Genomic DNA, 20220 nt, shown 5'->3' on the forward strand with positions numbered 1-20220 from the left:
CTATTCCTTTTCTTTCAACTCTTGTAATTTTTTCATTTCTATTAAAAGCTCCTGACTCTCATGATAACCAGCTAATTTCCATTTTCCTTCTTCCTTTTGCAACGTAATAATTTGATATTGTTCATTTTTCACCCATTCATATACGTATAAAAGCCCATGTTCTTCGTCAAATGCTAACTTTGTTTGAGAAGTAAAAGAAAAAGGAGCTTCTTTTGTAGGAAGTAAATGTTCACCGCTTTGTTTGTCACCGTTACTATTTTCATCTGTAAAGACTTGAAGAAAGTTATTTGTAAAATAAGGTGATAGTACATCATACATCTTCCCCATTGATAAATGCTTCCCACGAATTGAAAATTGTACCTCATATCCCTTTTGAATGGTTGTAAACACTTCTTTTCGATCCACTTTTATTTCTTCTTTACCAAGAACCGTTGTAACACTATACCCAACTAGAAAGGCAACACATAAAAATAGAACAAACCAAATTCCATATTTCCTCATTTTTTCACCTTCCTTTAACAGAGCTTGTCTTTGTAGTATTCATTGTAACAATGATTATGTAAAGAAAGGGATGGTTTCGTTCGTAAAATCTTTRCAATGATAGACAGCATTTTTGCCATCTTTTTCACTATTACCAATTTATGCTAAAAACAAACAAAAAAATGCACGAATTGCTTCGTGCATTAAAATAAAACATCTTCTTCGTATAAAAATTCATAGGACAAATCAATAAATAAAAAATGTTCATCATCAATTGGAAAGGAAAACGTTCGTACCATCTCTCCTGTTTCTATATCTGCATATAAATCAGAGAGTCTTGCTTTATTTTCAAATCTCATTTTCATTATATTTTCTAAAAAATACGGACGCCAGCTCCAATTTTTCATATAATACTCTGGCATAACAATCCATTCACCATCTTTTTTCATAATGTTTCCTGATTGCTGAAAGCCGTCTTCATTACAAATAAAGATTCGAAAACTATAATGCGATACATGTTGACTAAAATGCAATAACCAATTATTAACGTCTTCATTCTTTTTCTGCTTAGATAAAACATTCCCAACTTGATCACGCAATGTTTCCGTTAATTGATAAATTTTTTGTAGTTTTTTCTTTTCATGTTGAATAAATTGATGACATTCATTACCCAGACGTTCTTTTAAAATATCCGCTTCAATAAAATCAGGTAAACATTTTTTTAAATAATTCCCTTGATAATATCTTCCACCATTTTTCCAAGCGTATTGCAGTTGGTAAAAAGCATCAATTTCTTCATATAATAATGTCGCACCAATTCTTCTCGCTAATAAAGACAAAGAATATAAAATATCTTGATAAGATTGTAAAAGTGCAGTTTGTCTTAAATTCGTTAAGTCCACCTTTAAAATATCAGGTGCCAGCACACTAATTCGTTCTAGATTACTCGTACCTGTCCCTACTTTATTAATTGAAATTTGAATGCCATATGTACGGTAATACATAAGTAAGTGATTAAATTGTTCTATATCTTCCTTACAATCATGCTCTGTTATTTCTAAAACGATATTCCCTAAATTCAATCCTTTTTTTTCATACATTAATAGCAAATGAAGTAAACTTTCATCTTCATCATTCATTAATATGTTCGCACCCCGATGTATAAACAATAAAAATTTTTGATCTGTTTCCAAGTAACGTTCTAATGCTTTTTCTACTATGACATTATCCACCTCTAGTTGAAATTCACCTGGAATGGAATCATCATGAAAAAAAGAAGAAAGACTTTGTATCCCTTCTTCCGTTTGGATACGTCCTACTACCTCATATCCAATTACTGTATGCTCATCAGCACTAAAAATAGCTTGATAATAAGGAAGGACTTTATCTAAATTACTCATCACATCTAATGCATCTACCAAAATGTTTCCCTCCCTTTACTTTTCAAAAATTATAACACCGTATGTATAGAAAAATAATAAAAAATCCCTTCAGTTTTCCTGAAGGGATTAGAGGGGTAAAATGCTAAGGGGAATTAGCAATTCTACTATGAAGAAAAAAGAGGTCTTAAATATACCTTATAAAAAACCTATTGTAAACACTTTTCTTTCATATGTCACAAATCCGTCACATTTTACCTCGCATTCATGGGCAGTACCACGTTTCACTTTATATAATCCCTTTAAAATGGATACTGATGCAAATGCTGTCCACCATCCATTGTCATACACGTTCCATTTATGTATGCTGCCTCATCAGAGCATAAATAAAAAGCTAAACCCGCAATTTCTTCTGGCGTACCAAGCCGACCAAGCGGGACGCTTTGCAGTGTACGATTGGCTGCCTCTTCTGAAATCCATAATTTATCCGCACCACCTGTTCGTTCAATTGGTCCAGGAGCAATTGCATTGACGCGAATACCATATTTACGCCCCCACTCAACAGCGAGCGTTTTTGTCATTGCCAACACACCTGCTTTCGCCGCAGCAGAATGAATGACACCCGGTCCTGCATCCCATGCATACGTTGCTACCATATTAATGATATTTCCTTTTATGCCCTTCTCAATCCAATACTTCCCTACTGCTTGACTACAATAAAAAGTTCCGTTAAGCACAATATTAATAACCGCATTCCAACCATTAATCGATAAATCTTCTGCAGGACAAATAAAATTACCTGCTGCATTATTTACTAAAATATCAATGCGTCCAAATTTTTCATCAACATATTCAATCATATTTTTTATATCTTCTATACTTCGAACATCCATTTGTACTGTCAATACTTGTCCTGAAAATTGCTCAATCTCTTTTTTCGCTTCTTCCAGCTTTTCTTGTGTACGCCCTGTAATAACAACGCGTGCTCCTTCCTTTGCAAAACGAGCTGCCATCCCTTTTCCCATTCCGCTTGAACCACCTGTTATAATCGCTACTTTTTCTTTCAAAGTTTCCCCTCCCCAAAAATGAATACATATTCATTTTACCACTTTATTTCATAGAAATCTTTATATTTTTAAATTTTTCTGATATCTTTAGATAAGTAAATCACTTTCATTGCCATATTTCTTATAATCTCTATAAATCCATTTTGATTTTTCGACATATAATCCACTGCTATGCAGAACAAAAAGTGATCCGCACTTGTTTTCTCTCTTTGTTTTCACTTAGCATGGGGCAGGAAAAAAATCTGACTGCTTCTATGCATGGCCGGATGCTCTCTCCCACCTAAAGATTAGGTTTTTTGTCGGTTTTTCAATTTGTATTTATATATACTACTTTTCGATATCTCAAAATATAATTCTAGAACAAGAAATAAACGGAAAGGAGAGCCAAGTGACCTATAATGCCTGTATATCTTATAAACTTCCTTTTGTATACTATAGGTTCGCTCATATTCCTATGAAACAAATAACGAGAAGAAACTTTATAAAAACAGGAATACGCACTTGTCTCTATACTTGTATTACAGCTGGTCTCGGCTATTACTATGCAAAATATATAGAGCCGAACTTTCTTTCTTTCACACATCACACCCTTCGTTCTCCACTTATTCCCAAAAACTTTCACGGTATGAAAATCGTCCAATTTAGTGATTTACATTTAGGGTACTATTTTTCTCTCCAACACCTTTCAACAATCGTTTCAAAAATAAATAGTGCTGCGCCTGATATTGTCCTTTTTACTGGTGATTTAATCGATGACTACCAAACATATAGCGAAACTCCTTTTGTTTCTTCAATTTTGCGAAATATTCGTGCACCCTTTGGTAAATTTGCAATCTATGGAAACCATGATCATGGTGGGTATGGAACCGAATACTATAGTCAAATTATGAGTGATGCAGGTTTTGAAGTATTACAAAATACCGAAAAACGTATTCGTTTATTCGATAATAGTGAAATTTCTATTTTCGGAATCGATGACATGCTTCTTGGCAAACCAGAAATCGAGGAAACATTACACCATGTGCAAAAAGAGCTATATACAATTGTGCTCGTACATGAACCTGATATAGCACCTAAAATTGCAAACTTCCCAGTAAACCTCCAACTTTCTGGACATAGTCATGGTGGACAAGTACAACTTCCCTTTTTAGGAGCGATCATTACCCCAGCACTAGCAAAACATTACATTGAGGGATTTTATCATATTCAAGAATTACTCCTTTATGTAAATCGCGGTCTTGGAAGGACACGTGTTCCATTTCGTTTTTTGTCCAGGCCTGAAATTACAGTATTCACCCTTCAGCACCTGTAACCTATAATTGCCTATTTTCTCATATATCCTTTCTTGTACTCGCTCATCCATACTTTTTCACCATATGATAACAATGAGTCCAATAAAGGAGGTTTGTACATGTACCCATATCCTCAGCCCTATCTAGTTCGTTCAGGACCCATTGGCCCAGTAAGTGACTCACGCTTCTTACCCTTCTTCGGTGTTCCATTCTTAGCAGGACTTGCTGGCGGTTTACTTGGCGGAGCATTAGCATTCGGTCCTAGACCATCTTACTATCCTCCATATCCGCCAACACCGTTTCCTTGTTACGGAGGGCCATGCCAGCCGTATTATTATTGATATAAACAAAAACTATGAAAAAAGCTCCTTATTTATATAAGAGGCTTTTTTCATTCATTTCTATTAATTGAAATTTTATTTGATCATCTTTTTTATCATCAATCATTTTTTCTATATGAATCTATTTTGATTTTTCAATATGTAATCCACTGCTATACAGAACAAAAAGTGATCTGCATTCGTTTTCTCTCTTTGTTTTACCGTTGCACGGGGCAGGAAGTGGGATTGACCGCTCCTATGCATAGCTGGATGCTCTCTCCCACCTAAAAAAAGGAGTTATGTCGTTTTTTTCAATTTGTATTCATATATAATATCCTTATAATCTTAGTACTAGGTACTTACTCATAAGTTATTATTAACTATTTCATATATACAAAACATTACTCTACATCAGTATTTTGATAAGCCATCTTAAATAATTTCACTTGGCTATCAATCTCTTGCGAACTATTATTGATTACATAATAGTATTCACCATTTTTGTTTTGTTCACGCGTTTTTACATTATCTGCTAAAATAAGCTGTAATATTGCGTTTATTCTTGCTTTCATTTCAAGACCTAGAATTGGAAAAGATATTTCTACTCGCTTTTCCATATTCCTTGTCATCCAATCAGCGGAAGATAAATAAATTTTTTCATCTCCATTATGATGGAAATAATAAATACGGCTGTGTTCTAAGTAGCGCCCAACAAGACTAATCACCCTAATATTTTCACTTACATTTTGAATACCAGGGCGTAAGCAACATGTTCCTCTCACGATAAGTTCCACCTTCACTCCAGCCTGCGATGCCTCATACAACTTTTGAATCAACGGTTTATCTGTTAATGAATTCATCTTAGCAATAATGTGTCCATTACTATATTGCTTATGATAGCGAATCTCTTCATCTATTAGCTCCATAAATTGCTGACGTATATCAAAAGGAGCCACTGACAAATGATGAAAATGAGGTTTCGTTGTATAACCGCTCAAATAATTAAAGAAATTTGTTGCATCTACTCCAAAATCTTTTCGGGATGTAATATAGCCAAAATCTGTATATAGCTTTGCAGTCGCATCATTATAGTTTCCTGTCCCTAAATGTACAAATCTTTCAATTTTTCCGTGTTTTCTCCGTACAACAAGTGTAATTTTACTATGTGTTTTCAAATGACTTACACCATAAATAACGTGGCAACCCGCTTGTTCAAGTTCCTTTGCCCAATGGACATTATTTTCTTCATCAAAACGAGCCTTTAATTCAACAAGCACTGTTACTTGTTTCCCCTTCTCCGCTGCGGTCTTTAATGCCTGAATAATCGGAGAATCTCCACTTACACGATATAACGTTTGTTTTATAGCCAGCACATTCGGGTCATCTGCCGCATCACGCACAAAATCAACAACTGGCTGAAAAGATTCAAATGGATGATGCAATAAAATATCGTGCTCAATTGCTTTCTCAAATACATCTTCTTCATCGTCTAAATCTTCAGGCGGTTGCGGAATAAGAGCTGGATAAACAAGATGTTCATATAAAGGTGCTAATTTTTTATATAAGGAAAATAAACATGTTAAGTCTAATGGTCCCTCCATCATATATACATCTTCATCCTTTACCTCTAACACTTCATATAATAAAGCTAAAACTCTTTCATCTACATGCTCTTTTCCAATTTCTAAACGAACAGCCGCCCCCCACTTACGTTTTTTTAACTCTTTTTCAATTACTTTCAATAAATCACGTGCACCCTCTTCATGTATTGTCAAATCCGCATTACGCGTAATACGAAAACGAGTGACCGAGGATACTTTATATCCTGTAAATAATTTATGAGTAAAACTACTAATTACGTCTTCTAATAAAATAAATTTATGCTTTTGATCTTCACTTGGCAAAAAAATAAAACGCTCGAGTAATGAAGGCACTTGGACAATACCAAGCTTTGTTCTGTTCTCTTCCTCTACCTGTTTCTCATCATAGAGAATAGTAGCTAAGTTTAAACTTTTATTTAAAAGCATCGGAAACGGACGATATGCATCTATCGCTACAGGCGTTAAGACTGGGAAAATTTGTTCGTCAAAATATTCTTCAATAAACTCACGTTGCTCTTTCGTTAAATCTTGAAATATTAACGGCTCAATACCTTCCATTTCAAGCGCTGGCAGCACAGTATTTTTAAATGTATTATACTGAACTGTCATCAATTCATGAGCTTTCGTAGCAATTTTATTTAGCTGCTGTTTTGGTGTTAATCCAGCCTTATTTTCTGGTTGATTGAAGCCCGCTTTTACTTGATCTTTTAATCCAGCAACACGTACCATAAAAAATTCATCCAAATTTGAACTAAAAATACTAATAAACTTTAATCTTTCTAAAAGTGGATTACTTTCATCTTGTGCCTCTTGTAACACACGTTCATTAAAAGCAAGCCAGCTTAATTCACGGTTATTATAGTAAGCAGTATCATTCAAATTTACAGGGCTTTCCTTCATCAATTCCAATTCCATTTCCCCTCACACTTCCCTTGAAACTTTTTCAATATAATTTAGTTACATTTATTGTATCAAATTCCAATTTATTAAAGTGTAAAACTTTTGTAAAGACATCCGTACAACTTAATATTCCTCTTCAAATATTAAATCAATATTCATCTTCAATGCTTTTTCTAACTGCTTTTTCTGCTTTTCTGCTTGTACCTTTTCTGCTAAAGCTGATTGTTTACAAACAATGCGGAATACAAGCTTCTCTTTATTTTTTTCCACGTTAATCTTTTCAATAAGCGCCCTTTGTCTCACATTTAAAGCAGCTGAAAATTGTAAAACTGCCCCTAACAATCGAATTTTTTTCTGTTCACTCTTATCAAACCAACCTTCAAATGGTGCTAAGTACTGTTTAAATAGCATTTTCGATTTATAAGATGCGATGAGTGCAAGTCTAATACGTTCTTTATGCATCATGCCGTCGATTGTTTTATTCGCCAATAAATAGAATGTATGCAGACGGCTTGCTTCTGTATCTATGTATTTCCCGATATTAAATACTTTGGCAGCTTGATAAAATATACCCCAATCTTTTTCTGAAAAATAAATAATTTCAGACTCTTCAAGTTGTGTACAAATTAACGTTCCTTGCTTAATAAGTTGAACGACAAATTTCATATCCATTTCATATTCATAGGACAATAAGTGTAAACTTTCCTCTACTACATTTGGATAATAAGAAATACCTAATTTTTTTGTAAGTTCCTCATAGAAAACACCTTCTCGTAACCCTTTTCTGCTTAATACAAATGACGGGGCTTGTATAATATTTGTTAGCATATAAAATACTTCTATCGCTGGAATAATTGTATCAGCTCGATCTTTTGCTAACCCATCTAACTTCTGTAATTCTGTAAAAGAAAGACTTTCTAGTTCCTCTCTCACATCCCTTATATCTGCTTCCTTCATTTTATATAAATGCAAACCTGCTATCGGATAAGAAATTGCATTTTGATGAATTTTCACCATATTTCGAGCACTCCCACCTATAGCAATAAGAGGTAGTCTTTTTTCCTTTAACCAAGGTAACGTTTGAAATTGATACCATAGATATCTTCTTAATTCTTCTAATTCTTCTGTGGTTGGTGTCTCACGATGAATAAATTGTTGTTTTAAAGAAAGCGCTCCAAAAGGAAAGCTATAATATTCTACAATTTCTCGGTCCCGAAAATATGTAACCTCTGTACTTCCCCCACCTATGTCGACAGTAACTCCTTCTGTAAAAGAAGTTGAATTCATCACAGCTAAGTAACCATAGCGTGCTTCTTCATATTCAGATAACACCCTAAGCACAAAATCAGTTTTTCCTTCTACAAGTTTTTTTATTTCTTCTTGATTCTTTGCTTGTCTAATTGTTGCTGTCGCAACACAAAGCACATTATGTAATCCGTGATACCTTGTACTTTCTTGAAATTGAAGTAATGTTTGCAGCAGTATATCCATCCCTTCTTGTATTAACACACCATCTATTAGATAATTTCTTAATCGTGCAACAACCTTTGTATTTTCAACTTCCTTATAAAAGCCTCCATTTTGTTTTTCATAAATCACCAATCGCATTGTATTTGAACCAATATCAATAATGGCATATTGCTGTTTCAATATATCTTTCACACTTCTCACTCTTTCATTATCAAATTTCTAGAAATCATTCCTATCACTATTATACAAAATAGTTGTTTTTTGTAACAATATTGCTTTAATATTGAAAATGTATACAATCATTTTTTGTATATAATAAAAACTACTTTTATTTATGCTATAATATTGAAAAACTAGAAAGGGGTCCCACTATGAAACCTTCACAACCACAGTCTCAATCACACAAACAATATTCTATTGATCAATTGGCTCAATCTATTTTCATTGTGAACCGGCATGCCAAAGCTGCTACAAATCCTAAATATTTATATTGGTTGAAAAAGATTGCTTTAGAACGTTTAATTAGTGAAAAGAAAGCAATAAAAGAAGGATTACATTTCTCTAGGAATCCACGTTTTAGTCAGCAACAATCAGATGTTCTCGTTCGGTTAGGTGACTATTTTTTCCATATCCCTCCTACAAAAGATGATTTCAGTACTCTCCCACATCTCGGTAGCCTTGAATCTTCCTATAGAAACCCCAAAACAACTCTTTCTTTAGCAGTAGCAAAAAAAGCGCTTCAAGATTATATTGGGCCGGAAGCGCTAAAACAGGAAAAAAAATTAAGCGAACCAATTCCTTGGTATCGGCGTACGTATACAAAGAAATAAAGCAGGCTTGGCCATAATGGCCAACCTGCTTTATTTCTTCTCTTCTTTTATTTTAATGTTCGCTTGTTTATAAAATGCTACTTTTTCTGTATTATATGATTTTGTATATTCGTTGAACTTATCTTTTTCAGCATCAATATCTTTATAAGATTGGTTCACCGTTTTTACTTTCTCACTAATATCTTTTAATTTTGCTCCTTTATCTTGAAGCATTGTGAATAATTCTTTTTCTAACTTTAATGATTTACTATAGTTGTCATACATCTTCTTAAAAGACTCATATCGTTTTTCGTAAGTATTCTTTACTTTGTCTGCTTGTTCTTTTAGCTTACCATTCTCGATTTTTTTCACATATTTATCAACCGACTTCACTTCTTCTTGTGCTTTGTTTAATGCTTCTTTTTCTTTATCAATTACTTTTCTACGTTCTGCTGTATTTTTCATTGCTTGATCTAATTTTTCTTTCACAGCTTGATTATTATCTTTTCCTTCTTGCACGATTTGACCGTATAATGTTTGGCCTTCTTTTTCTAATGCCTCTAATTTTTTCGCGTCTTCAAACATTGGCTTTTCTTGCTTCGCAGCATTTTCAAATGCTACATATAATTCCTCTTCTGGTTTTGGTCCGAAACAACCAGCTAATAATGTCATAGATAAAGCCGCTACAATTGCTATTTTATTATACTTCAACTTCTTTTCCTCCTACTTATATACGATCATCATGCCAAAAATTCAATGGAAAATGAGCAGCTTCTTCATACACTTCAAACTCATACCCTTTTTTACGAAGATCATCAATAATTGTTTGCAATGCTTGTACAGTTTGTTTTTTTTCATGCATTAAAATGACTTCACGTTCTTGTTTAGCCCCTGAAATGACATTTTGTACTACACCATTTGGATTCCCTGGTAATTTCCAATCTAAAGAATCAATAGTCCAGTCCCATTCTTTCATATTTACTGTTGCCATTTGGTCCCGCAATGCTTGATTAAGCCCTGGCATACTTCCGTACGGGCAACGAACAAGCTTAGGTTCCATCCCTGTAACATCTTTCACAATTTTCTGCGCTTGTTTCATCTCTTCTACAAACTGTCCTTGTTTATACAGTTTGGCATAATCATGTGTCATGCTATGAACACCTGGATAATGTCCTTCCTTTACTAAACGTTTCACACTCTCTGTATGAGAAGGGATGTTTCCACCAATCATGAAAAATGTTCCTTTTATTTCATTTTTCTTTAAGATATCTAAAATTTCTTTTTGAAATTCACTCGGCCCATCATCAAAAGTTAAGTATGCAACTTTGCGTACTTCCCCATTAAATTTCACCGGTGCTTTTTTATCCAACTCAACTTTTACCTGTTCACTAGCAAGCTGGATTGGGTTTACCTGAGTGGCTACAGCTCTTGCAGGTGATGTAAAGGATTGAAATATGAAAAACCCCGCCGCGATAGCACTAGTTGCAATAGCAATTATAACTAGCCACCTGATCAAAGGCGATCGTCGGCTCCTCACGTCTATCATTCTACCATTCCCTTTCTCTCTTTCTATCAATCTTTTCTTGTTCATTTTACACAGTGTAAAGGTTCACTTGCAACAATTTACAAATATTCTTTTTGTTCCCTCAAAAGGAAAAGTGTAGAGATTGTTTCCCCTACACTTTTAAATAAAAAAACATTGTGCAAAATGTATTGACACATCCATTACAATTATATGATGTTTAAATCTATTTTTAAAGACTTTTGTTACAATATATCATTTTTTTGTAACAAAAGAGATGGAATTGTTACGAAAAAACTTTTATAATTCTCTATTTATTAAATCTCTATGTTATACGATTGAGTTCTCACTTTATTTCATAGCTCTTCTAATGATTTTCGCTCTCCCGGATAAGTTACCGTCTAAAATAATAATTGAATACCTTTTATATAATATAAATTATAAGTAAAGCAAAAAGGATTGAGCATCTATACATCTTGCATTACTAATCATACTGTATGCTTCTATATCAATAATATTTTTTTACAAAACAAAAATGTACGTATTTTCCGTACATTTTCTCTCTTAAACTTGTATTCATTTTCTTTTCTATTTCATATATATAGTATATATCTATTTTGATTTTCCAACATATAAATCGATGCTATGGAGAACGAAAAGTGACCGCTACTTGTTTTCTCTCTTTGTTTTAACTTGGTATGGGGCAGGAAAAGGGTCTGCATGACCAGATGCTCTCTCCCACCTAAAAAGGGTTTTATGTCGGTCTTTCAATTTGTATTTATATAATATATATCCATTACCGAAAGGAGAAAAAGATGTTACAAAGAGAAAATATTCCAGACGTCATTCGTTTTTTAGCCGGATTTCTCTTATCATTAAAGCTATTATTTGAATCATTCGGGCTTTCTTTTATTACAAATGACCAAATTGATGCTATCATAAATGTTGCTTCTTTCTTATTTATTTTATACTTCGGATATAAAAATAACTATGTAGGAAAAAAAGGCCTAGAACAAAAAGAATTACTAAAGAAGCATAATTTGCATTAAAAAAGGAACCCACGTCCCGGGATTCCTTTTTATTGTTGTATCAATATTGCTTCTTTTGTTTGAAGTGGTCCATATAATCGGCCCTTCTGCTGAAATGTGTATGTAGCACGTAACGAAATATGAGACGGGATTTGTATACGTGATGCTTTGACCTGACAGATTAATTGAGCTTTTTCACCTGGTAGTAATTCATCAATCCTCCACCTTACAAGTTGGAATAAAAACTCTCCCGTCCCTTTACTCGTTTGTAATGTATTAGGGATATATGCAAAATGATCACGAATCATATGACTAACGATTACGCGAGAAATTTCTTCGCTTCCTATGTTTTCAACTTCTAATTGAATAAAAAGAATTTCATGTACATCATAAACAACTTCTTGTGAAAAACACTTTTCTTTTTTACTGCGAATTTGTAATATTACTGCTACATTTGGATTAGACTGTTTGCTCGTAACTTCTTTAGAACCACCTTCCATCCACATAACAGGTTGTAAAGACCACGGAAACAATTCTTTATCTAGACTTATTTCCCACATTTTCACAATCACAATTCACCTCATTCCAGATGGTATTATCTGTACAAATTTATTCTGCTTCACTAAATAATAAACCACCCTTCTCCAATTCGTTCACCTTAAAGCATTCCCTTATTTATTCCAATAAAAATATACGTCTTCAACATTTTTATCTTTCTTCTTTATCTTATTCGACAACGTGATTAAAAAACCATTTTAAATAGCTATCACTCTATCATTCAATAACTTCCTTTTGTTTCTTCAATATTAAAAACTAGAAAGTAAAAAATTTGCCTTTTAGTCAAATTTGACTATAATATGATTTATGCTTTTCTTTATGGCACTATCTTCTCTTATAAAAGAAATAGTGAAATCATAGTCATACATAAAGACATGCTAAAGTACGAACTACCAATAAGATTTTCCTACAGAACAGTTGATCTTATATAAAAGGAGGAATATGTTTGCAAGAACAAGCATCTCAAAACAAAGTAAGTAAAACAAAGTTTGTTGTTGCTGGATTGTTACTTGGTATTTTAATGGCAGCAATGGATAATACAATCGTTGCCACTGCCATGGCGACAATTGTTGGAGACCTAGGAGGATTTGATAAATTTGTTTGGGTCACATCAGCTTATATGGTAGCAACAATGGCAGGGATGCCGATTTTCGGGAAGTTATCTGATATGTATGGACGTAAACGTTTTTATATCGGTGGGTTGCTTCTCTTTTTGCTTGGTTCTATTCTTTGCGGTACAGCAGCAAGTATTGAACAGTTAAGTATCTATAGAGCGATTCAAGGAATTGGTGGCGGCGCTTTAATGCCAATTGCATTCACAATCATGTATGATATATTCCCGCCGGAAAAACGAGGGAAAATGACTGGACTATTTGGAGCAGTTTTTGGAACATCAAGCGTATTCGGTCCTTTATTAGGTGCTTATATTACTGATTATATAAGTTGGCACTGGGTCTTTTATATCAATATTCCATTAGGGCTTATTTCCTTCTTCTTCATCTCGAAGTACTACAAAGAATCTCTACAATATAGAAAACAAAAAATCGATTGGACTGGTGCCATTACACTTGTAATAAGCATTGTTTGCTTAATGTTTGCTCTAGAACTTGGTGGTAAGGAATATGCTTGGAATTCTAATATGATTCTTGGCTTATTTGCTACTTTTGCTATTATGCTTATTATCTTCTTCTTCGTAGAAAGACGAGCAACAGAGCCAATTATTTCTTTCCATTTATTTAAAAAGCGTTTATTTGCAGCGAGCCAAGGTGTTGCCTTTTTCTATGGAGCAACTTTTATTATTTGTACAGTTTACATTCCAATCTTTGTCCAAGGCGTTCTTGGCGGTTCAGCATCTAATGCAGGATTAATTTTAACACCAATGATGGTCGGTTCTGTAGTCGGAAGTCAAGTAGGTGGACAATTGGCGTCTCGAACAAGTTACCGTAACATTATGATCGTATCTGGAATTTTCTTTGTACTTGGGATTTATTCACTTGGCACATTAACACTAGAAACATCACGGACACTCGTAACAATCTTTATGATTCTAACTGGGCTTGGAGTTGGCTTCTCATTCTCTGTTTTAAGTATGTCTTCTATTCACAATTTAGAAATGAGAGATCGCGGCTCTGCTACATCAACAAACTCTTTCTTCCGTTCTCTTGGAATGACTCTTGGTGTGACAATTTTCGGTACAATTCAAAATCAGATTTTCACTGATAAATTAAAAGCTGTTTTCCCTCCAGAATTAGCAAAAATGGTACCAAAAGGTGGAGACACAAGCTTTTTATTGTCACCACATGCTACTGAAAAAATTCCACCTCAAATATTGGATGGAATTAAACAAGCACTTGGGACATCTATTGCCGATACATTTTTCTGGGCGCTTATCCCAGCTGTTCTAAGTATTATCTGTATTATACTGATGGGTAAAGAACGTCTCTTAACGGGAACAAAGAAAAAACAGAAACAAGTAAGTTAATACACGCCAAAATGAAACGGTATATCTCTTTCGATAAAGAGATATACCGTTTATAATATGTATAAAGTTTATATTACAGGAGTTGAGACAGCGTGAGCATGAAATTAGTCATTCTCGGCTTGCTACTCGAAGGAGATAAACATCCATATGAAGTGCAGCACATAATGAAAGAACGACAAATGAATTGTTATATTAAATACGCAAAAGGATCCCTCTATTACGCCTTTGAACAATTGGAGAAACACGGGGCAATTGCGGTTACAAATGTTGTACGAGATACAAATCGACCAGATAAGACAATTTTCCATATAACTGAAACTGGAAGAGAACTTTTCCATACACTGCTTTTAAAGCAATTCGAKGCAAAAAACCAAATATATAAACCAATCTATTCAGCACTATCCTTCTCTCATTTTGGTGATGAAAAAACAATCATTCCTATTTTAGAAAAAAAGAGAGATGACACGATTCAATATTTACATACGATGCAATCCATATACGAACATAGCAAGGAAAATGTTCCGCGTGCACAGCTTTATATTTTCAACAGTGTTATTGAACATATTACTGTTGAATTACGTTGGTTAAATGAACTCCATAAAGATGCAAGTGCTGGTCGCCTTTCAGAAATAGGAATGAATGTAAATTGACACTTGATCAGTGGGGATTTTCCTCACTGATCATTCTCCCTACCATCCACCGCCTTATGCTCTTTATTATTTCTTCTCTCTTATTTAGACATAAATCCTCATCATTCATGTTGAAAACAAACATAGAACCTTTGATTCCATCCCATTTATAAAATCATAATTTTCATAATGATGAAAGTCATGATTTTATGAATATTCTTATTTTAAAACAGTAGACAAAATTCAAAAAATTATGTTAGAATTTGTTTCAATATCATATTCGCTTGTTAAATTCCTTTCAAAAGGAAAATAGGTACACGACATTTCTGAGTTCGTGTTGAAAAGGGAAGTTTGGTGAAATTCCAACGCGGTCCCGCCACTGTAAGTGCAGAGACTTCTTTTCTATACCACTGTGAAAACGGGAAGGTGAAAGAAGTCATATGAAGCATAAGCCAAGAGACCTGCCTATTTTAACAACACTGATAGACTCACGGATGATGATTAGGTGTTATGAACGAGAAGAGAGGGCTATTTTCTGTACCTTTATACTTTTCGTTACATGTATTTCCGAGTAAACGGAAATGCTTACTTTCAATTAGGGAGGAATTTTAAATGGCAATTCAAACAAGTAATTTAGGGTATCCACGAATTGGATTACACCGAGAATGGAAAAAAACGTTGGAAGCTTTTTGGTCAAATAAGATTGATGAGCAGCAATTTTCAACAACAATGAAAGAAATTCGTCTTCAACATGTGAAAGCTCAGCAAGAAAAAGGAATCAATTTAGTTCCAATTGGCGACTTTACATATTATGATCATGTGCTGGACACAGCCTACATGCTTGGCTTTATTCCATCTCGTTTTTCAGAGTTCACTTCTTATCTTGATGTATATTTTGCAATGGCACGTGGCTCTAAAGATCACGTTGCTTCCGAAATGACAAAATGGTTTAACACAAACTATCATTATATTGTTCCAGAATATGAAGAAGGATTGGAGATTTCTTTAAAAGACAATCGACCACTTCGCTTATACGAAGAAGCAAAACAAGAATTAGGCGTTGATGGAAAACCAGTTATATTAGGACCTTATACATTCTTAAAATTAGCAAAAGGATATAAACAAGAGCAATTTGCTACTATTTTAAATCAACTAGTTGCTCCTTATGTACAGCTATTAACTGAATTACACGAAGCTGGTGCAAAACTCATCCAAATTGATGAACCAATTTTTGCATCTTTAACAAAAGAAGAAATAGCAGAGGCGAAAGAACTTTACGCGACAATTCGTAAAAGCGTTCCAAATGCAACTCTTGTCTTACAAACTTATTTTGATAGTGTAGAAGAGAACTATGAAGAAATTATTACATTTCCTGTATCCGGCATTGGATTGGACTTTGTTCACGGTAAAGAAGGTAATGTAAACACAGTTTTAGAGTATGGATTCCCATCCGATAAAATTTTAGCAGTCGGTTGTATAGATGGCCGTAACATTTGGAGAGCTGATCTTGACGAAGTCCTTTCTTTATTTAAAACATTACAAGATCACATTACACCGAAAGAATGGATCGTTCAGCCTTCATGTAGCTTATTACATACTCCAATTGATAAAACGGAAGAAACACACTTATCAACAGAACTATTTGATGCCCTTGCATTTGCAAATCAAAAACTAGAAGAACTTACACTTATTAAACGCGCGCTTTCTGAGGGTGCAGAAAGTGTTAGTACGGAATTAGCTACTTACCGTAGCGCTCATGAAGCAATTCGATCTTCAGCTGCACGTAATCGTGAAGATGTACAAACAGCAAGAGCAACCCTTAAAGAAGAGGATTTCTCTCGTCCTCTTCCATTTGAACAACGTTATGCTTTGCAACAAGAAGCATTACAGTTACCGCTACTTCCAACAACAACAATCGGTAGCTTCCCGCAAACTACTGAAGTTCGTCAAACGCGTAAACAATGGCGAAGCGGTGACATTACAAATGAACAATATGAACAATTTATTGAAAAAGAAACTGAAAAATGGATTCGATATCAAGAAGAAATCGGCCTTGATGTGCTCGTTCATGGTGAATTTGAGCGAACTGATATGGTAGAATACTTTGGCGAAAGACTTGCTGGTTTCTCTTTCACTAAGAATGGTTGGGTTCAATCATACGGTTCTCGCTGTGTAAAACCACCTGTAATCTATGGTGATGTTGCCTTTATTAATGGGATGACAATTAAAGAAACCGCATATGCCCAGGGCCTTACAGATAAAGTTGTAAAAGGCATGTTAACAGGTCCTGTGACCATTCTAAACTGGTCATTCGTTCGGAATGATATTTCACGAAAAGAAGTTTCTTACCAAATCGCATTAGCACTTCGTCATGAAATTAAATTGCTTGAATCTTCCGGTATCCGTGTTATTCAAGTCGATGAACCAGCACTTCGCGAAGGAATGCCGCTAAAAGAAAAAGATTGGAACGCATATATTACATGGGCTGTTCAATCATTCCTTCTAGCAACTTCTTCTGTAGCGAATGAAACACAAATTCACACACATATGTGTTACAGTAACTTCGAAGATATCGTAGATGCAATTCGTGCATTAGATGCCGATGTTATTTCTATCGAAACATCAAGAAGTCATGGCGAATTTATTCATACATTAGAACATACAACATATGAAAAAGGGATCGGTTTAGGAGTTTATGATATTCATAGCCCTCGTGTTCCAAGTAAAAATGAAATGTATACAATTGTAGAACAATCCTTAAAAGTATGTGATCCAAAATACTTCTGGATTAACCCAGACTGTGGTTTAAAAACAAGAAGAACAGAAGAAGTTATACCTGCTTTAGAGCATATGGTTCAAGCTGCTAAAGAGGCCCGCTCTCTTCTAAAAACAAACGCATAAGGAAATAAGGGTGTCCTTTAAAAGGATACCCTTATTCTATATTTCAACTAGCGTTCATCGCCAATAACAAGGTGGTACAAATAAAAATAAAATGAACTTCCTGACAATTACGCTAATTTATTCACATCATCAATTCCTAGTTCTTCTATATAAAGAGACATAAATAGAATAACCAAACTTAATCCGCACGATTTTGAAAAGCAGCCGATCCAATAAACGATAAGATTACGCCGCAAACTTGGCGTATATTTACACCTTCTTCCGTTCTTCATTGTAACGAAGTTTAAAAGAAAAAGCCACGATACCGTAGCTTTTTTTACTCTTTCTCTTCAAAAAACAATTCATATTGTATCTTGTACAATTCATCATCTGTTGGTTCCTCAAGCGGTATTGCTTGTAGTACCAACAGATAATCACCTTTTGGAATTGAAATAGGAAATTTGTCAGAAAAAATACTCCTTACAAAAACTCCTTCGTCCCCCACCCTAAAAGGGACTGATATCGTTCTCATTGTCTCTTCTTTCTCAATACGCTTCCCAACTGTTGCTTTGATTTCACACGTATAATCAGAAAGTGCCTCAAAAATAATTACTCCTTCTGCTTCAGCGTATCCTCTCTCAAAATCTTCATTCGTCCAGTCTACATAAGGCTGTTCCCCATCATAATTCATCACGATTAATTGTGAGTAGGAAATTGTTAATTCCACAAGCACCATTCCCTTCTACTACTTAACCTCAAACTTCACACGTGTCCCATCTGGGTACTTATCTAGCTTATTTCCCACCCATGAACCTGCGCCTCTATTATCAGCAGGGTTAATATATTCAATATGCGCATCTTTTCCACCTTCTTTGCACATTGCCATTGGCCATTCATCACGATCGTACCCTTTTTTTGCTGGATATGGAGCTAGAGACAACTTTCTTCTATCAGCTGCACCACTTCTATCAATCGTACATACTTTAGAATGCCCTTCTTTAATCGCATCTGCAATATGTTTCCCCGTCTCTGGATAACGTTCTTTTGGAAATTCTAGAACTTGATCATATGTAACTTCTTTCTTACTCTTTGGTTCTGCTGGTATAAACGCTTCATAGACAGCAACTAAAATAGAAAGAATAGCAATAATTGAAATGATAATGCCTTTTAATTGTTTCATATATGTACCTCCGTTTTTCGACCCAATTTCTTTTCCTAGGCTATTATAACAAACTTCCTCCATATATGTTTTCAGACATTATTTTATCCCTTCCTCCCCTTTACGCCAAAAACATTCATTTTTATGCAACTTTTTGCTAATCATGTAGAAAACTTCTAGACTTCCGACATTCTTTTTCAAAGGAAGTCTAAATAAAAGATGGAATTTGTATATACGATACTTTTTGGGGAGGAAATGTTATGGAGGCGACATATAAAACGAAGGATGTTACAAATAAAACAGGAATCCCGAAACACATAGTTCGAAAATATAGTCAACTTTTAGAACAACATGGTTATATGATTGCAAAAACCGCTGATGCTCGTATATATAAAATGGATGATATGAAGCTTTTAAAATCAATTCACGAACGAGCAGCCACACTGCAAGAAGATATTACAGAAACAATTCCTATCATTTTAAAAGAAAAAGACAGTCCACCTGTACCGATGTTAAAACAAAATCAAGAAGTACATGCGAAAGAAGAAGACCGAAACTTTGAAGAATTCATGTTAAAACTTGAGATGCTCGCCCAATTAAACGAAGCAATTATTCATCAAAACTCTACCTTAATTACACAAAACCGCTTAAAAGATGAAAAACTAGATGAATTAATGCAACAAGTTTATGTAAAAGAAGGTACACAAGAAGAAATGCTGCAAGAGCTTATTGATCACGCAGCTCAAACAGATGCCCTACAAAAAGAAAAAATGGACTTATTGATGAATCATATGTATAAGCGTGAATCAAAGCAAGAAGAAAAAATGAACAAGCTTGTCAATCACGTTTACAATAAAGACAACAATCGAGATGCACAGCTTATGCAAGTCATTCGTGAAATTCAAGAAACAAAACGACTAATCGCCGCCTCAAAGGAGCAAAGCTTATTTCAATCATTTAAAAATTTATTTATTCGAGTCAAACCAGAAAAAACAAATGAATAAAAGAAAACCTTCATCGTTARCTTTTCATCATCCAAGGTAGAAGCTTTATAAGCCTTTCATTTTCACGTATATAAATCTATTTTAGTTTTTCGACATATAAGTCGCTCACGCGAAGCAGAAAAAGTAACCGTTAGTTGTTTT

At 34.3% G+C, this 20220-nt stretch carries 18 protein-coding genes and 1 riboswitch; of the genes, 8 read left to right on the top strand and 10 right to left on the bottom strand.

Going from position 1 to position 20220, the window contains the following annotated elements; translation table 11 throughout:
• The 3 genes from AC1DIT_RS00605 to fadH form a co-directional block, all read right to left on the bottom strand.
• On the bottom strand, positions 1-501 hold the full coding sequence (locus AC1DIT_RS00605; protein ID WP_016116090.1) for a DUF3993 domain-containing protein: 501 nt from the start codon (positions 499-501) through the stop codon (positions 1-3).
• Between the two features lie 182 nt (positions 502-683).
• Positions 684-1901, bottom strand: a complete 1218-nt coding sequence (locus AC1DIT_RS00610) for an EAL domain-containing protein (protein WP_016116091.1) — start codon at positions 1899-1901, stop codon at positions 684-686.
• 260 nt (positions 1902-2161) lie between these two features.
• Positions 2162-2926: a 2,4-dienoyl-CoA reductase gene (gene fadH, locus AC1DIT_RS00615; protein WP_016116092.1), complete on the bottom strand. Its 765-nt coding sequence runs from the start codon at positions 2924-2926 to the stop codon at positions 2162-2164.
• Between the two features lie 454 nt (positions 2927-3380).
• Here fadH and AC1DIT_RS00620 point away from each other — a divergent pair, with 454 nt between their 5' ends.
• A complete protein-coding gene (locus tag AC1DIT_RS00620) occupies positions 3381-4238 on the top strand; it encodes a metallophosphoesterase (protein ID WP_033671486.1) in 858 nt (285 codons plus the stop codon).
• 99 nt (positions 4239-4337) lie between these two features.
• On the top strand, positions 4338-4559 hold the full coding sequence (locus AC1DIT_RS00625) for a hypothetical protein (protein ID WP_003208297.1): 222 nt from the start codon (positions 4338-4340) through the stop codon (positions 4557-4559).
• Positions 4560-4939: 380 nt separating this feature from the next.
• Here the strand turns inward: AC1DIT_RS00625 and AC1DIT_RS00630 are convergent, their stop codons facing one another.
• Both AC1DIT_RS00630 and AC1DIT_RS00635 read right to left on the bottom strand, forming a co-directional pair.
• Positions 4940-7048, bottom strand: coding sequence for an RNA degradosome polyphosphate kinase (locus AC1DIT_RS00630; protein ID WP_016116094.1), 2109 nt, complete (start codon positions 7046-7048; stop codon positions 4940-4942).
• Positions 7049-7162: 114 nt separating this feature from the next.
• Positions 7163-8701, bottom strand: coding sequence for a Ppx/GppA family phosphatase (locus tag AC1DIT_RS00635; RefSeq protein WP_016116095.1), 1539 nt, complete (start codon positions 8699-8701; stop codon positions 7163-7165).
• 179 nt (positions 8702-8880) lie between these two features.
• Between AC1DIT_RS00635 and AC1DIT_RS00640 the strand changes: the two genes are divergently transcribed.
• The gene (locus tag AC1DIT_RS00640) at positions 8881-9339 is read left to right on the top strand and encodes a YkyB family protein (RefSeq protein WP_016116096.1); all 459 of its coding nucleotides are present in this window, start codon (positions 8881-8883) and stop codon (positions 9337-9339) included.
• Between the two features lie 30 nt (positions 9340-9369).
• Here the strand turns inward: AC1DIT_RS00640 and AC1DIT_RS00645 are convergent, their stop codons facing one another.
• Positions 9370-9990: a YkyA family protein gene (locus tag AC1DIT_RS00645; RefSeq protein WP_044880878.1), complete on the bottom strand. Its 621-nt coding sequence runs from the start codon at positions 9988-9990 to the stop codon at positions 9370-9372.
• A 55-nt stretch (positions 9991-10045) separates the two neighbouring features.
• Complete coding sequence (locus AC1DIT_RS00650; RefSeq protein ID WP_016116098.1) at positions 10046-10864, bottom strand: peptidoglycan-N-acetylglucosamine deacetylase; 819 nt, start codon at positions 10862-10864, stop codon at positions 10046-10048.
• A 791-nt stretch (positions 10865-11655) separates the two neighbouring features.
• On the opposite strand from AC1DIT_RS00650, the gene AC1DIT_RS00655 reads away from it, so the two are divergent.
• The gene (locus tag AC1DIT_RS00655; RefSeq protein ID WP_016116099.1) at positions 11656-11889 is read left to right on the top strand and encodes a phage holin; all 234 of its coding nucleotides are present in this window, start codon (positions 11656-11658) and stop codon (positions 11887-11889) included.
• Positions 11890-11918: 29 nt separating this feature from the next.
• Here AC1DIT_RS00655 and AC1DIT_RS00660 read toward each other — a convergent pair whose 3' ends face one another.
• A complete protein-coding gene (locus AC1DIT_RS00660) occupies positions 11919-12434 on the bottom strand; it encodes a hypothetical protein (RefSeq protein ID WP_033671488.1) in 516 nt (171 codons plus the stop codon).
• Between the two features lie 437 nt (positions 12435-12871).
• Between AC1DIT_RS00660 and AC1DIT_RS00665 the strand changes: the two genes are divergently transcribed.
• The 3 genes from AC1DIT_RS00665 to metE all read left to right on the top strand — a co-directional run bounded on the left by AC1DIT_RS00665 (position 12872) and on the right by metE (position 17937).
• The gene (locus AC1DIT_RS00665; RefSeq protein WP_016116101.1) at positions 12872-14407 is read left to right on the top strand and encodes an MDR family MFS transporter; all 1536 of its coding nucleotides are present in this window, start codon (positions 12872-12874) and stop codon (positions 14405-14407) included.
• 92 nt (positions 14408-14499) lie between these two features.
• The gene (locus AC1DIT_RS00670; RefSeq protein WP_476998000.1) at positions 14500-15057 is read left to right on the top strand and encodes a PadR family transcriptional regulator; all 558 of its coding nucleotides are present in this window, start codon (positions 14500-14502) and stop codon (positions 15055-15057) included.
• A 273-nt stretch (positions 15058-15330) separates the two neighbouring features.
• Positions 15331-15519: riboswitch (cobalamin riboswitch) on the top strand.
• A 129-nt stretch (positions 15520-15648) separates the two neighbouring features.
• Positions 15649-17937: a 5-methyltetrahydropteroyltriglutamate--homocysteine S-methyltransferase gene (gene metE / locus AC1DIT_RS00675; protein WP_016116103.1), complete on the top strand. Its 2289-nt coding sequence runs from the start codon at positions 15649-15651 to the stop codon at positions 17935-17937.
• A gap of 316 nt (positions 17938-18253) precedes the next feature.
• On the opposite strand, the gene comJ is transcribed toward metE, so the two are convergent.
• Together comJ and nucA are read right to left on the bottom strand one after the other, a co-directional pair.
• Positions 18254-18643: a competence protein ComJ gene (gene comJ, locus AC1DIT_RS00680; protein ID WP_033671489.1), complete on the bottom strand. Its 390-nt coding sequence runs from the start codon at positions 18641-18643 to the stop codon at positions 18254-18256.
• A gap of 18 nt (positions 18644-18661) precedes the next feature.
• Positions 18662-19096, bottom strand: a complete 435-nt coding sequence (nucA, locus tag AC1DIT_RS00685) for a DNA-entry nuclease (protein WP_016116105.1) — start codon at positions 19094-19096, stop codon at positions 18662-18664.
• Between the two features lie 239 nt (positions 19097-19335).
• Between nucA and AC1DIT_RS00690 the strand changes: the two genes are divergently transcribed.
• Complete coding sequence (locus AC1DIT_RS00690) at positions 19336-20079, top strand: DUF3967 domain-containing protein (protein WP_003199901.1); 744 nt, start codon at positions 19336-19338, stop codon at positions 20077-20079.
• Positions 20080-20220: the final 141 nt, after the last annotated feature.

This window comes from Bacillus sp. 05T22, assembly GCF_056396765.1.